Raw genomic sequence first — 15167 nt, 5'->3', positions numbered from 1 at the left:
TAGTGTCCAAGCTCACCGGCGGGCACCCAATGTGACTGCAGCGGCCACGGCCTGTGGATAACTTCTGCAGCCCGCCCCGGATTCCGATAGACATGGAGCATGGATGGTGCACAAGCTCCCGAAGTCCCGGGCTACGACGTCGGCCGGCTGCTTGGCCGCGGCGGCAGCGCGGATGTCTGGCTGGCCACGGAACAGCGCACGGGCAGGGACTTTGCGCTGAAGTGCTTCCGTGCCCCGGACGGCAGAGCCCGGGACGAGGCCATGCGGGAGGAGGAAGTGCGAAGGGAAATCCGCATCCTCAGTGTCTTGGACCACCCGCACCTCATCAGGGCCCACGATGCCGTGCGCGTCGCCGGGCCCGCGCCGGGGACGGCCCTGACCATGGACTTCGCCGCTGGCGGTTCGCTGGCGCAGTTGGTGGCATCCCGGGGCAGGCTCAGCGTGGGAGAAAGCGTCACCGTCCTGACTCCCGTTGCGCAGGCCCTGGGATACCTGCACGCCCAAGGCTTCACGCACTCGGATGTGGCGCCCGGGAATATCCTGTTCACCGGGCAGGGGAAACCGATGCTGTCCGACGTCGGTGTGGCCCGGATGCTCGGCGATCCTGGCCGGGCAGTGACGGCTGGAACCGGCGGATTCGTTGACCCGTCGCCTGTTGATGGCGCCGGCGCGGGGCTTCAGCCAGGGCGCGATGTGTTCTCGCTGGCTGCGATTGGCTGGTTTTGCCTGACCGGTGAAGCGCCCGGCCGCACGCTGGACCGCCCGCCGCTGTCCTTGCTGGTTCCCGGTGTCCCGAAGGAGCTTGCCGCAGCCCTCGAACAAGGGTTGAACGAGGACCGCCGGCTGCGGCCTACTGCCATGGCGCTGGGTACTGCCGTCTTCCGCAGCGCGGAGGCACTGCCTCTTGACCTCTCGGGTGCCGTCCATCCCACGGTCCTTCCGGAGCTGCTCACCCGCCGCAGTATCCCCGCCGAAGCGAAGGGTTCCGCGCTGGGCACGAGACTCCGGAGACTGCGGCGGCGGCTCTCGACCTTGCGGTGGCCGGGCCCGGCAGCGCGGGCCCGGATCCGCCGCTTTCCTTCGCCCCAGGCCGAAGCAACGTCACATGGGAAGCATGCGGGCGCCCCTGCCGGGGTCCGGGCACTGCATATTCCGCGGCTGCCGGCCCGGCTCGCCTTGCCGGCAGTGGGCGTGGCGGCGGCTGGGATGTGGTGGCTGGCCGCTTCCGCCGGTGCAGGACCGTGGCTCGGAGACTCCGCTCCGGGCATGCCGTCCGCTGCCGGCGTTCCGCAAGGACCGGCCGCGCCAGGCCATGACGCCGGGCGTAGCCCCGTCGACGTGCTGGCCGAGGCCCGGCAGCAAGCTGCGGCTGCCGATCCTGCGGTGGCTGTTCGGGGGCTGGCCGCGCTGCGGGATCATGCCTTCAATACCGGGAGTGTGGATCTGCTGTCCGCCGTCAACGCGCCCGGATCGCCCGCCGCGGCCGCTGACCAGGACATTGCCGGGCCATTGGGTGCTTCCCGCCAGCGCCTCGACGGTTTCGCCACGATGGTCTCGGAGGTCACGCCCGAATCCGGGTCGACGCAGGACCACGCCGTCGTGCGCTTGACCTCCGCCTCCTCGGGTTACCAGGCCGTGGGCCCGGAGAACGAGGTGCTGGCGACAGGGCCGGCCAGCCCGGCGCAGCGGCTCAGGCTGGCCCTGGTGTCCGTGGACGGCCGGTGGAAGATCAGCAACATCCTTCCGGGCGGCTGATGACGCGCCCGCGGGCAGGGCTGCCGCACCAGTGCCCCTGGTCAGCCGGCGTTGTCCTTCCCGACCACCCAGCGGGCTGCGGCGTCAAGGTTCCCGTGCTGCCACTGGAAGCCGGCAGCCGACAAAACTGCAGGCTCCATCCGCTGGCTGAACAACAGAAGCTCTTCAGCGAGCCCGGGCATCACGGTCCGCAGCACGGGCGCCGGAACCCGCAGCACGGCAGGCCGGTGCAGGGCGCGCGCCAGCGCCGCAACGATCGCATTGACGTCCGCCTGCCCGGGGGCCGCGACATTTACCGGCCCCGCCACCTGGGATTCGAGGAGGAACAGGAAGGCGGCCGAGACATCCGGAAGCGTCACCCACGGCCAGAACTGGCGGCCGTTTCCGAACGGGCCGCCCACGCCCAGCCGCAACAGGGGGAGCAGCTTGCCCAGTGCTCCGCCGGAACGGCTGAACACCACCCCGGTGCGGGGCGTCACGACGCGAACACCCTCGGGCGCCAGGTTGGCTTCGCGTTCCCACTCGATGCAGATCTGTGCCAACGTGCCTGAACCGGCAGGTGCGTCCTCGCGCAGGACCGTGTTGCCGGCGTCGCCGTAATATCCTGACGCTGATTGGCTGATGAAGGTGGCAGGCGGGGTTTCAAGCTGCGCCATGGCCTGCACCAGGGTCCTGGTGGGTGCCAGCCGCGAACTGAACAGTTCCTCGACCCTGCGCCGCGTCCAGGGCTTGTCGCCGATGCCGGCGCCGGCCAGGTTGACGACGGCGTCGGCGCCGGCAAGGGCGCCGGGGTCCAGGACGCCGGCCGCCGGATCCCACCTGATCTCTGATGCTCCCGCAGGTTGTCGGCGGACCAGTGTCACCACCGAGTGGCCGGCGTCTCGGAAGGCTGCGGACATGGAGGTGCCGATGAGCCCGGAGGCGCCGGCCATGACGATGTGCATGGTCCATCTCACCACGCCAGCGCGGCTCCGGCACCTCCCGCGGGGGCAGGCGGTGGTTGACTATGATCGAACGATGACTTCCTCGAGCTACTTCCGTTTCCCGCATCTGCACGGCGACCTGGTCACTTTCGTGGCCGAGGACGACGTCTGGATCGCGCCCCTGGACGGCGGCCGGGCCTGGCGCGTCTCGTCCCTCCAATTACCCGCCCGCAACCCGCGGTTCACCCCGGACGGCAAGCGGCTGGTGTGGACGGTGGTGCAGGGCACGGCGCCGGAGGTTGTCTCGGCACAGGTCGACGGCGGCGGATACCGGCAGCTCACCTACTTCGGGCACAGCAGCACCAGGGTCAAGGGGTTCACCGCCGGCGGTTCCGTGGTGGTCACCAGCGCATTCCGGCAGGCCGAAAGCCGGCACACCTACGCCTACAGTGTCCCGTTGGACGGCGGGTGGGCGCAGGAACTGCCGTACGGCCCGGTTGAATCGGTTGCGTTCGGCCCCGAGGTGGGCGACGAACGTCCGGTGGTGCTGGGGACCGTGCTGTCCCGCGAACCGGCATGGTGGAAGCGGTACCGCGGCGGTACCGCCGGAAAGCTGTGGATCGACAACGACGGCAACGGCGAATTCGAACGGCTGCTGCCCGACCTGGACGGCAATCTCGCCGACCCCCTGTGGGTGGCTGGCCGGATCGCCTTCCTCTCCGACCATGAGGGCTACGGCAACCTCTACTCGGTGCTGCCCAACGGACAGGACCTGCGCCGGCACACCGACCACCAGGACTTCTACGTCCGGCACGCCGCCACCGACGGCAAACGGGTCATCTTCGAATCCGCCGGTGAACTTTGGGTCTTGAGTGACCTCGAATCGGAGGCGGTCAAGCTGGAGATCTCCCTGGGCTCTGCCTCGCAGACCAGGCGTCCGGCCCTCCTCGACCCGGCAAAACACCTCGGCGCCGTGGCACCCGATACCACCGGAGCCGCCAGCGCCGTCGAATCGCACGGAACCATCCACTGGGTGCGCCACAAGGACGGGCCCTCCCGCATCATCGAGGCAACCCCGGGTGTCCGCGGGCGCCTGCCCCGGCCCCTGGGCGACGGCCGCATCGCCTACATCGCCGACCACGACGGCGTCGAGGCGCTGCACATCAAGGACATCGCCGCACCTGTCCCGCATAGTGCCCAGCAGGCGACGGCACCGGGCCAGGAACCTACGGCGGACCACTCCGCCGACGCCGGACAAACGGGCACGGAGGGCCCCGAAACGCCCAACCTGCCGCAACCGGTCCCGGCCTCCGGCGCCGCAGTCCTTGCGGGCGGAAACCAACATGTTCCCGCCGACGACGACCAGCAGGCAGACGTCGCCCCGCAGGACTCGACGGCCGCCGCGGAAAACAGGGAGGACACGGCGCCCACCGGCATCACCGTCCCCACGCCGTCGCGGGCCAGTTCGCTCGAAGCCAGCCCGGACGGCCGGTGGATAGCACTGGGCACCTCGTTCGGCGACGTCCACCTGGCCGACACTCGAACCGGTAACCTCACGCGCGTTGCCAGCATCGGCGAAGGCAGCATCTCCGAGCTGGCCTGGTCCGCCGACTCGCGCTGGCTGGCGTGGTCGGAACCGGTCACGTCCTTCGGCTCACGCAGCCGTCTGCGCCTGGCCACCGTGGACCGCCTCGACGCCGATCCCGTGGAGGTCACTGACGGCCGTTTCCGCGACGCCTCGCCGTCGTTCACCTCTGACGGCAAGTTCCTGGCGTTCCTGTCCAACCGCAGCTTCGATCCGGTCTACGACGGGCACTCGTTCGACCTTTCCTTCCCCAGCCCCATCAAGCCCTACCTGGTGGCACTCGCAGCTGACACGCCGTCGCCCTTTGGCCCGTCGGTGGATCCCGCCGGCGAGGAGACCGCACCCGAAACCGTAAAGGACGGCGCGGACGCAAGCGAAGGGCAGCAGGACAGCGCGGCAGCTGTCCACGTCGACCCGGAAGGCCTGGCGCACCGCGTCATCGGGGTTCCCGTACCCCAGGGCAACTACAGCTCACTGAAGGCCGTGGACGGCGGACTCCTGTGGCTCGACTCCGTCCTGGCCGGCGTGACCGGCGACGGCAAGGCCAGCCAGGAGGACAAGGACGCCCGCCCCAGCCTGGTCCGCTACGACGTCGCCCGCCGCAAGCAAGCCACGCTGGTGGACGCCGTGGACAGCTACCGCCTGTCCGGGGACCGCAGCAAGGTGGTCCTGGTCTCGGACAAGCAGGTCACTGCCGTTCCATCCGATGCCAAGGCGGATGAGGAATCCGGCAAAGCCGTCAAAGTGGACCTGGGCAGGATCAGGGTCCTGCTGGACCCGCTCAGCGTCTGGGGACAGGCGTTCGATGAAGCCTGGCGCCTGCAGCGCGACTTCTTCTGGACCGAAGACATGGCCGGCCAGGACTGGGAATCCATCCGCGCCCGGTACCGTCCCCTGGTGGACCGCCTCGGCTCGCACGATGACCTGATTGACCTGCTGTGGGAGCTGCACGGCGAACTCGGCACATCCCACGCCTACGTGCGCCCGGCCGCAGTGACCGAGCGGGGCAGCCGCGGGCAGGGCCGCCTCGGCGCCGACCTCACCCACACACCGCAGGGCTGGGAGATCACCCGCATCCTGGCCGGTGAGTCCTCCGATCCGCTCGCCACGTCGCCGCTGACCCGGCCGGGTGTCAGCGCCAAGGCAGGGGACATCCTCCTTGCCATCGATGGTGTCCCCTTGTCACAGGCCGTCACCCCGGCCATGCAGCTGGTGGGTGCGGCCGGACGCGCAGTGGAGCTGACCCTGCTCAACGGCCCGGGACACGGCGGCGCTGCAGGGACCCAGCGGCGGGTCGCCGTCGTGCCTGTCAAGGACGAGGAACGGCTGCGGTACCAGGAATGGGTCGCCGGCAACCGGCGCACCGTCCGCGAGGCCTCGGACGGAACATTCGGCTACCTCCACATTCCGGACATGATGGCCAACGGCTGGGCCCAGCTGCACCGGGACCTGGACACCGAAACCGCGCTGGACGGACTCATTGTCGATGTGCGCCGGAACCGTGGCGGACACACGTCCCAGCTGGTCGCTGAGCTGATCGGCCGCAAGGTCACCGGCTGGAGCATGCCGCGCGGGGAGAAGCCCCGGACGTATCCGCACCACGCTCCGCGCGGGCCGGTGATCATTCTCGCCGACGAATTCGCGGGCTCGGACGGTGACATCATCACCCAGGTCTCCAAACTGCGGGGGATCGGGCCGGTCATCGGAACGCGGACCTGGGGCGGCGTGGTGGGCATCGACAACCGCTTCTCCCTGGCCGACGGCACGGGAGTCACCCAGCCCAGGTACGCCACCTGGTTCGGCGGCGGTGTTGGGTGGAGCGTTGAAAACTACGGCGTGGACCCGGACATCGAAGTGACCTACCCACCGCACGCCTACGCCGCTGGCCGCGATCCCCAGCTTGAGTACGGCATCGGCGCGCTCAAGGAAATGATCCAGGAACTGCCCACCGACCGTCCGCCGGCCCGCTCCGGATACCGCCGCCTGAAGCCTGCGCCGCTGCCCGCCCGCCGGCAGGCCGGCCAGGCGGAGACGCCTGCCTAGGTTTTTCCGGGTAAACCAAAAGGCCCTGCTCCGCCGGACATCCGGCGGGACAGGGCCTTTTTGGTGCTCTATGCCGGCAAGGCTTAGGCCTGAAGCGTGGCATCCAGGGTGATCTCGATCCCGGCGAGGGCCTGGGAGACCGGGCAGCCCTTCTTCGCGGCCTCGGCGATCCGCTGGAAGTCCTCCTCCGAAATGCCGGGGATGCGGGCATTCAGGGTCAGGTGGCTGCCCGTGATGCCGGTCCCCGGCTGGAAGCCGACCTCGGACTTGGTGTTGACTTCCTCAGGCGTGAAGCCGGCCTGGCTCAGTTCGTGGCTGAACGCCATGGAGAAGCATGCCGAGTGGGCGGCGGCGATCAGCTCTTCCGGGCTGGTCTTTCCGCCGGCGGCCTCGGTGCGCGCCTTCCAGGTGACATCGAAGGTGCCAAGGCCGGAGCTGTCCAGGGTGGTGTTGCCCGAACCCTCCGTCAGGCTTCCGGTCCATACAGTGTGCGCATTGCGTGTTGTCGCCATGTCTCTCCTCAACGTCGGTTCGAATCCGGGCCGGCCACCCGCGGCCGGGCCCGCCGTTTCCCATCCTAGGGACCACGTCCGTCCGGTGCACGGGTTGTCCGCTCTCAGAGGATTATGACCGGACAGACGTTTACGGCCGGCTGGTGCGGGGCTACTGCCAGATGGTGGCGATGGCCACGTTCACCAGTGCCAGGCCGCCCACGCCGTGGGCCAGGCCGGTGGAGACAGGCTGCCCGTTCTTGACCTTGCGTGTCCCGATGACGGCCAGGACTGCCACGACGACGGCAATGACGAATTTGATGCCCAGCTTGGCGTAGTTCGGATCCTTGTCCGGGAGGAACGGCAGGATGCCCATCATGGCAATGCCGGTGAGGAGCTGCAGGAACGCGCCATCGCGCTGGCGCGGGTGGACGGTGGGGGTCCGCATCGTGGCAATCCAGTAGCCTACGATCATGGCGGCTCCCACGACGTGCAGGAAGACCAGGATGTTGAAGAGAATAGTCATGGCACCAGCTTAGCCAGTCAATTCTACGGCCCGTAGCAAAGCCACGCCACGGCGGCCCCGGGAGCGGCTGCGTTGGTTAAACCGCGACGGCGGCGCCGGCCGCGGGCGGTTTCCCACCTGCGCCGGCACCGCCGTCGTTGTCTTTGCTGCGGAGGCTAGAGCCCCAGATCAGCTTCGAAAGCGCCCTCTTCCAGGCGTGCCTTCAAGGTCTGGAGGAAGCGGCCGGCGTCCGCACCGTCCACCAGGCGGTGGTCGTACGTCAAGGACAGGTACATCATGGAGCGGATGGCGATCGAGTCGTCACTGTTTTCGTCAGCAACCACAACGGGCCGCTTGACGATGGCGCCGGTGCCCAGAATGCCCACCTGCGGCTGGTTGATGATCGGGGTGTCGAACAGGGCACCAACGGAACCGATGTTGGTGATGCTGAACGTGCCGCCGGAGAGTTCGTCCGGACCGATCTTGCCGTCGCGGGTGCGGGATGCGACGTCGGCGATCTTGCCGGCGAGGCCGGCAAGGTTCAGGTTGCCGGCGTCGGCGATGACTGGAACCAGCAGGCCCTTGTCGGTGTCGACGGCGATCGCCAGGTGCTCGGCGTTGTGGTAGGTGATTTCCTGCTTGTCTTCGTCGTAGGCAGCGTTGAGCTTCGGGTGCTGCTTGAGGGCCTCGGCCACAGCCTTGGCGATGAAGGGCAGGAAGGTCAGCTTGGTGCCGTTCTGGGCCTGGAAGGAGTTCTTGGCCCGGGCGCGCAGCTTGGCGACCTTGGTCATGTCCACCTCGTGGACCTGCGTCAGCTGCGTGGAGACCTCGAGGGATTCGCGCATGCGGCGGGCGATGACCTGGCGGATGCGGGGAGCCTTCTGGGTGGTGCCGCGCAGGGAGGAGGCAGCAGCGCCGGAAGCGGCCGGAGCGGACGCGGCAGGCGCTGCAGCCGGAGCTGCGGCGGGAGCGGCTTTTGCCTCTGCCGCGGCGATGACATCCTGCTTGCGGATGCGGCCGCCGACGCCGGTGCCGGACAGCGAGGAGATGTCAACGCCGTGCTGGTTGGCGAGCTTGCGGACCAGGGGAGTGACGTAGCCGGACTCGGAACCGCCGGCCGGGGCTGCCTCCTGGGCTGCGGGTGCAGCGGGTGCTGCAGCCGGGACGGGAGCCGCCGCAGGTGCCGGGGCGGGAGCCGCGGCAGGGGCAGGAGCTTCCTGCTTGGGGGCTTCCTGCTTCGGTGCCTCCTGCTTGGGGGCCTCGGGAGCAGGTGCGGCAGCCGGAGCCGGAGCCGCAGCAGCGGGAGCGCCGGAGCCAATAACGGCGAGCACGGAGCCGACCTCGGCGGTTTCGTCCTCGTTGACCCGGATTTCCTGCAGGGTGCCTGCCACCGGAGACGGAATTTCGGTGTCCACCTTGTCAGTGGAAACCTCGAGCAGCGGCTCGTCCACCTCAACGGAGTCGCCTACGGCCTTCAGCCAGCGGGTGACGGTGCCTTCGGTGACGCTTTCGCCGAGCGCGGGCAGGGTGACGTCGTGGCTTTCGCCGCCGGCCGCCGGTGCCTGCTGGGCACGAGCTTCCTGGGCCGGTGCTTCCTGGGCGGGAGCAGCCTCAGCCGGTGCGGGTGCTTCCTGGGCCGGTGCTTCCTGCGCAGGGGCTTCTTCGGCGGGTGCGGAACCGCCGCCGGAGCCGTCGCCGATGCGCACCAGGGGTGCGCCTACCTCGGCGGTCTCATCTTCAGCGACCAGGATTTCTTCAATCACGCCAGCTACGGGAGAGGGGATTTCAGTGTCTACTTTGTCGGTGGAGACTTCGAGCAGTGGCTCGTCCACCTCTACCCGGTCACCTACCTGCTTGAGCCAGCGGGTGACGGTTCCTTCGGTGACACTCTCACCGAGGGCGGGCAAGTTAACGGATTCAGACATGTCGTCCCCGTTCTCCTTATTGATCTTTAGTGCGAATGATTGCTGCCATGGTGGAAGCCTAGTGCACCCGGCCTGCGCGGCCGGGTGCACCAGGCCTGGTAATACTGTGGAAAATCAGCCGTGCAGCGGCTTGCCGGCCAGCGCCAGGTGGGCTTCGCCGAGGGCCTCGTTCTGGGTGGGGTGGGCGTGCACCAGCTGGGCGACGTCCTCCGGGTAGGCTTCCCAGTTCACGATCAGCTGGGCCTCGCCCACCTGCTCGCCCATGCGGGCTCCGATCATGTGGACGCCAACCACGGGGCCGTCCTTCTGGCGGACCAGCTTGACCAGTCCGGAGGTGCCCAGGATGGAGCTCTTGCCGTTGCCGGCCAGGTTGTACTCCTGGGTCTGGACCTGGTCGTCGCCGAACTTTTCCTTGGCAGCCTTCTCGGTGAAGCCAACCGTGGCGATTTCGGGTTCGGAGTAGGTGACCTTGGGGATGTTGATGTCCTCGACAACCACCGGCTTCAGGCCGGCGATTTCCTCGGCAACGAAGATGCCCTGCTGGTAACCACGGTGCGCCAGCTGCACGCCGGGAACGATGTCGCCCACCGCGTAGATGTTGCCGACGCCGGTGTGCAGGCGCTCGTTGGTGATGACGAAGCCGCGGTCAATGGTGATCCCCGCGTCCTCGTAGCCCAGGTTGGCGGTGACGGGGCCGCGGCCAACGGCAACCAGCAGCAGGTCGGCTTCGAAGGTCTTGCCGTCCACGAGGGTGACCTTGACGCCGTCGTCATTCTGCTCGACACCCTGGAAGAACACGCCGGTGGAGAACTTGATGCCGCGCTTCTTGAAGGCACGCTCGAAGTTCTTGACGATCGTCGCGTCCTCGTTGGGAACGAGGGAGGGGAGGCCTTCGACGATGGTGACGTCCACGCCGAACGACTTCCAGACCGAGGCGAACTCGACGCCGATGACGCCGCCGCCGAGGATGATGGCGCTCTTGGGGATGTAGTCCATGGTGAGGGCCTGGTCCGACGTGATGACCTTGCCGCCGATTTCCAGGCCGGGCAGGGTGCGGGAGTAGGAGCCGGTTGCCAGGACGATGTTCTTGCCCTTGTAGGCGGTGCCGTTCACGACGACGGTGTCGGTGCCCTGCAGCTTGCCTTCACCCTCGATGACGGTGATGCCCTTGGACTTGATGAGTCCCTGCAGGCCCTTGTACTTGCCGGCGATGATGCCGTCCTTGTAGGCGTTGACAGCGTTGATGTCGATGCTGTCGAGGGTGACGTTCACGCCGTACTTGGCGGAGTCACGGGCGTGGTCGGCCAGCTCTGCAGAGTGCAGCAGGGCCTTGGTGGGGATGCAGCCGTTGTGGAGGCAGGTGCCGCCCAGCTTGCCCTTCTCCACGAGGCCGACGGTAAGGCCCAGCTGTACCGCCCGCAGCGCCGCGGCGTACCCGCCGCTGCCGCCACCGAGTACCAGGATGTCGAATTCTTGCGCAGTTGCCTGATCGGCCACTAAAACGCTCCCTCGCGTGAACGATGACGCGATCAGCGCGCATCATCTGGTCTTGGAACTTGCACTGCCGTGATTATGTCAGCAGGGCAACTCTCTTGCATTTGTGACTACCGTGGTTCACCTTAGCGAACCACCTATCCATGCTCCACCTTGGCGGCGCGTTTGTGGAGCGCTTGTGGCCAGTGTCACGCGGCTTTGTGGCGGAGGGATCACCCCCGCCGCAAAGCCGCGCGGCACGGCCCGTCAAGGCTTGATCAGGCCGCGGCGAGGATGTCCTCGACGTACGCGACCAGGGTCCGGACGGTGCAGCCGGTGCCCTGCTTGTGTGTGTAGCCGTAAGGGCTGCCGTTGTTGAATGACGGCCCGGCAATGTCGATGTGCGCCCACGGGATCTGCGCGCCCGCCTTATCCTTACCCACGAACTCGCGCAGGAAAACGGCAGCGGTCATCATGCCGCCGTGCCGCTCTCCGATATTGGCAAGGTCCGCCACCTGGGAGTCCAGGCTGGGGCGCAGTTCTTCCGGCAGGGGCATCGGCCAGACCAGCTCGCCGGCGCGGTCCGCGGCAACCTTGAGCGCGCCGGTGACGCTGTCCGAGCCCATGATGCCCGCGGTGCGGTTGCCCAGTGCGATGAGCTGCGCGCCGGTGAGGGTGGCGACGTCAATGATGGCGTCCGGGTATTCGCCGCTCGCTGCGACGATGCCGTCCGCCATGACCAGCCGGCCTTCGGCATCCGTATTAAGTACTTCCACGGTCTTGCCGCCGTACATGGTCAGGACATCGGCGGGGCGGGAGGCGGCACCGCCGGGCATGTTTTCGGCGATGCACAGCCAGGCCGTGGCCTTGACGGGCAGGCCCAGCCCGGCGATGGCCAGGACAGTGTTAAGGACGACGGCGGCGCCCGCCATATCGCTCTTCATGTCACCCATGTTCAGGGCCGGCTTAAGGGAAATTCCGCCGGTGTCGAACGTGATGCCCTTGCCGACGAGGGCGATCTTCGACGTCGCCTTGGCGGGGGAGTATTCGACCTTCACCAGGCGCGGCTGCCGCGAGGAGCCCTTGCCAACGCCCATGATGCCGCCGAAGCCTTCCTTCTCCAGGCGCTTCTCGTCCCAAACGGTCACCTTCACCGGAAGGCCCTTGGCGAGATCCTTGGCGGCCTCTGCGAAGGATTCCGGGTACAGGTGGCTGGGCGGGGTGTTAACGAGGGACCGGGTCGCATTCACGGCCTTGGCCACCAGGCCTGCGCGCTTCAGCGCGGAGTCCACCCCGGCGGTGCCGGCCAGTTCGGTGAAGATCACGGCGTTCCGGACCGGGTCCTTCAGCCCGTCAGTCGAGGACCGGAACTCAGTGAAGGAGTAGGCGCCCAGCGCCGCACCCTCGGCGACGGCAGCGACGTCCTGCACGGTCGCCGTCGGAAACGCCAGGGTGACTGTGGCCAGGCCCGCAAGCTGGCGGACCGCCGAGCCTGCGGCGCGGCGAAGCGACTCGCCTGCCAGCGGTTCGCCGGCTGCGACCTTGCCAACCCCGGCCAGGGCCAGGATCCCGGCTCCGGTTTCGGGCAGCCCCGGCAGGCGTACAAGCTGGTCTGCTGCGCCGGTAACGCCCAGCGCCTTGAGGGATTCCGTGAGGGCTTCCGCGGACTTTGCCGTCAACGGGTTGTCCAGGAGAACGGGCCCGTCGGTTCCCTGCCCCACCCCGATGACCACTGCCTCGCTGGCGCTCTTCTTCAAGTCCCGCGAGACGGTACTAAGGTTGATTTCAGTATTCTTGACCACAGGGATGAGTCCTCAATTCTCGAAACGTTCGGGCAGGAATGCATGTTGGGCGCTCTGCCATGGTGGCCCGGCTCCGGCCGTCGTGGACCGCTCCGGGTGCGTGCCAGCCCGCCTGGCAGGCCAGTTCCGATCGTAGCCCTTCCGTGCCACGGCGGGAGAATTTCCTGAGATGTGCGCCACACGGGGTGCCGGAATGCCCGGCCCGTCCGCCGCGTTATGCAAGATGTCCACCCGAACCCCTGAAAGGAACACGCCGTGCTTGAACGGATTTCCGGCTCCCTGCTGGACCCCGACGCGCTCTACGCCAGCAACATCGAGCTGTTCCACAGCCCCGATCTGCGGGGGTTGAACCTGGTCATGGGTTTCACCGGTTTCGCCGACGCCGGCCACGTGGTGAAGCAGATCAACGCCGAACTGCTGGACACCCTTGATGCCCAGCCGGTGGCGGTCTTCGACGCCGACCAGCTGATCGACTACCGGTCCCGCCGCCCGCACCTGAGCTTTGTGGAAGACCACATCCAGGACTACCAGGAGCCGCGGCTGGCCCTTTACCGCCTCGTCGATGGACTCGGCAAACCGTTCCTCCTCCTGGCTGGATTCGAACCCGACCTGCAGTGGGAGCGGTTCGCCCGCGCCGTGGTCAACATCGTGGAGAAACTCGATGTCAACCTGGTCACGTGGATCCACTCGATCCCCATGCCGGTCCCGCACACCCGTCCCGTGGGCGTCACCGTGCACGGAAACCGGCCTGAGCTGATTGAAGGCATTTCGGTGTGGAAGCCCACCGTGGAAGTTCCAGCCGCCGTCGGCCACATCCTGGAATTGCGCCTCGTCGAAGCCGGACGCAATGTCGCCGGCTACGTCATCCACGTGCCGCACTACCTTGCGGAGGCAGAGTACCCCACGGCCGCCGTCGCCGGCCTCGAATACCTCGGTGCTGCGACGTCGCTCATGCTGCCCACCGACCGGCTGCGTGAATCGGGCCGTGACGTCAGCCGCCAGATCGCCGAGCAGATCGAGGCGTCCGAGGAAGTCCAGCAGGTGGTGGCCCGCCTCGAAACGCGCTACGACGAGAAGGCCGACGGCATGGTGCGGCGCTCGCTCCTGGCCAATGAAAATGACGAGCTTCCCGACGCCGACGACCTCGGCGCCGCCGTGGAAGCATACCTGGCCAGGGAGAATCCGAAGCCGTAGCGGCGCGTCACGGCTTCGGGGGAGCCTGCCGGGGCCGGGCATAATGAACTAGTGACTGCTCCCCGCGCCTGGCTGATTTGGACCGTTGGAATTTTCGGGTACCTGGTGGCCGTGGCGCAACGCACCTCCTTCGGGGTAGTGGGCCTTGAGGCCACCGAGCGCTTCCATGCCACGGCCTCGGCCATATCCTTTTTCACGGTCCTCCAACTGCTGGTCTACGCCGGGTTGCAGATCCCGGTCGGATTGCTGGTGGACAGGTTCGGCTCCCGGGCAATGATCGCCGGCGGTGCCGTGCTGATGGGGCTGGGCCAGTTGCAGCTTGCCTTTGCCGAGAGCATCCCGGGCGGGGTCCTGGGCCGCGTGCTGGTGGGAGCCGGCGATGCCATGACCTTCATCTCGGTGATCCGGCTCATCCCGCTGTGGTTTGCTCCGGTCCGCGTCCCCCTGGTGACCCAGCTGACCGGCATGTCCGGCCAGCTGGGGCAGCTGTTCAGCGTCCTTCCCTTCGCGCTCGTCCTGCACCTGTCGGGCTGGACTCCCGCCTTCCTGATGCTGGCCGGGATGTCAGCCCTCGCCGTCGTGCTGGTCCTCCTGCTGCTGCAGGACGTTCCGCCGGGCACCGAACGCCCGGACGCCCGGCAGGGGCTGAAAGCAACCGGCGTCTCGCTGGCGCGCGCCTGGCGCCAGCCCGGAACCAGGCTGGGAATGTGGAGCCACTTCACCATCCAGTTCAGCGGCACCGTGTTCGCGATGACCTGGGGCTACCCGTTCCTGATCTCCGGCCAGGGCCTGGACGCCGGTACCGTTGCAGCTCTGATGGCGCTGTATGTTGCCGCTGCCATGGCCGTGGGCCCTTTCATTGGCCGCTTCGTTTCCCGCCACCCGCTGCGCCGCTCCACGATGGTCCTGCTCATTGCCGGTTTCACGGCCGCCGCCTGGGCCGCGGTGCTGTTGTTGCCCGGCAGGTCTCCGCTGTGGCTGCTGGCCATGCTGGTGGTCGTCCTCGCCATCGGCGGCCCGGGGTCGATGATCGGTTTTGACTTCGCGCGGACTTTCAACCCCGCGCACCGGATCGGGACGGCCACCGGCATCGTCAATGTTGGCGGTTTCATTGCCGCCCTGGTGTCCATCTTCCTGATCGGCCTGGTGTTGGACCTGCTCTATGCCACCGGATTCTCGCAGGGTGTCCTGTATGGCCTGGACCCGTTCCGGCTGGCCCTCAGCGTCCAGTTCCTGCTGCTCGCGATTGGATCGGCAGCGATCGTTGCCTCCAGGCGAAAGGTGCGCCGGCAGATGGCTGCGCAGGGAATCGTCGTGCCGCCCCTGCGCAGTGCCTTGGCGCGGCAGCGCCGGGAGAGCCTGGCCCGCCGCCGGCAGCCTGCACCTACCGACGACTAAGGGCGCAGGCCACTGGTCCTCCACCGCTCGGGTTTCCCACATAGCCGAACGGCCCGGTGCGCGCTGCGCGGCA

10 protein-coding genes are annotated in these 15167 nt (G+C 67.8%); 4 read left to right on the top strand and 6 right to left on the bottom strand.

Annotation, left to right across the window (positions count from 1 at the left end; genetic code table 11):
* Positions 1-99: 99 nt before the first annotated feature.
* The gene (locus tag AC4EEO_RS11240) at positions 100-1755 is read left to right on the top strand and encodes a serine/threonine-protein kinase (protein WP_491338859.1); all 1656 of its coding nucleotides are present in this window, start codon (positions 100-102) and stop codon (positions 1753-1755) included.
* Positions 1756-1796: 41 nt separating this feature from the next.
* Here the strand turns inward: AC4EEO_RS11240 and AC4EEO_RS11235 are convergent, their stop codons facing one another.
* Positions 1797-2699, bottom strand: a complete 903-nt coding sequence (locus AC4EEO_RS11235; RefSeq protein WP_109864056.1) for a TIGR01777 family oxidoreductase — start codon at positions 2697-2699, stop codon at positions 1797-1799.
* 73 nt (positions 2700-2772) lie between these two features.
* Between AC4EEO_RS11235 and AC4EEO_RS11230 the strand changes: the two genes are divergently transcribed.
* Positions 2773-6306 (top strand): S41 family peptidase, encoded by a 3534-nt coding sequence (locus tag AC4EEO_RS11230; RefSeq protein ID WP_491338858.1) that lies wholly within the window; start codon positions 2773-2775, stop codon positions 6304-6306.
* An 83-nt stretch (positions 6307-6389) separates the two neighbouring features.
* On the opposite strand, the gene AC4EEO_RS11225 is transcribed toward AC4EEO_RS11230, so the two are convergent.
* From AC4EEO_RS11225 to AC4EEO_RS11205, 5 genes are all read right to left on the bottom strand, one after another.
* Positions 6390-6818 (bottom strand): OsmC family protein, encoded by a 429-nt coding sequence (locus AC4EEO_RS11225; protein ID WP_018761077.1) that lies wholly within the window; start codon positions 6816-6818, stop codon positions 6390-6392.
* A gap of 151 nt (positions 6819-6969) precedes the next feature.
* The gene (locus AC4EEO_RS11220; RefSeq protein ID WP_018761078.1) at positions 6970-7323 is read right to left on the bottom strand and encodes a hypothetical protein; all 354 of its coding nucleotides are present in this window, start codon (positions 7321-7323) and stop codon (positions 6970-6972) included.
* 155 nt (positions 7324-7478) lie between these two features.
* Complete coding sequence (gene sucB / locus AC4EEO_RS11215; protein WP_491329737.1) at positions 7479-9227, bottom strand: 2-oxoglutarate dehydrogenase, E2 component, dihydrolipoamide succinyltransferase; 1749 nt, start codon at positions 9225-9227, stop codon at positions 7479-7481.
* A 114-nt stretch (positions 9228-9341) separates the two neighbouring features.
* Positions 9342-10724: a dihydrolipoyl dehydrogenase gene (gene lpdA, locus AC4EEO_RS11210; protein ID WP_491338857.1), complete on the bottom strand. Its 1383-nt coding sequence runs from the start codon at positions 10722-10724 to the stop codon at positions 9342-9344.
* Between the two features lie 254 nt (positions 10725-10978).
* Complete coding sequence (locus tag AC4EEO_RS11205; RefSeq protein ID WP_109864051.1) at positions 10979-12502, bottom strand: leucyl aminopeptidase; 1524 nt, start codon at positions 12500-12502, stop codon at positions 10979-10981.
* 255 nt (positions 12503-12757) lie between these two features.
* On the opposite strand from AC4EEO_RS11205, the gene AC4EEO_RS11200 reads away from it, so the two are divergent.
* On the top strand, positions 12758-13696 hold the full coding sequence (locus AC4EEO_RS11200; protein WP_018761082.1) for a proteasome assembly chaperone family protein: 939 nt from the start codon (positions 12758-12760) through the stop codon (positions 13694-13696).
* 51 nt (positions 13697-13747) lie between these two features.
* Positions 13748-15094: an MFS transporter gene (locus AC4EEO_RS11195; protein WP_018761083.1), complete on the top strand. Its 1347-nt coding sequence runs from the start codon at positions 13748-13750 to the stop codon at positions 15092-15094.
* Positions 15095-15167: the final 73 nt, after the last annotated feature.

The organism is Pseudarthrobacter sp. MOO13, assembly GCF_058267655.1.
Note: the sequence above shows the minus strand (reverse complement) of the source record. Positions and strands in the feature narration are given on the sequence as shown.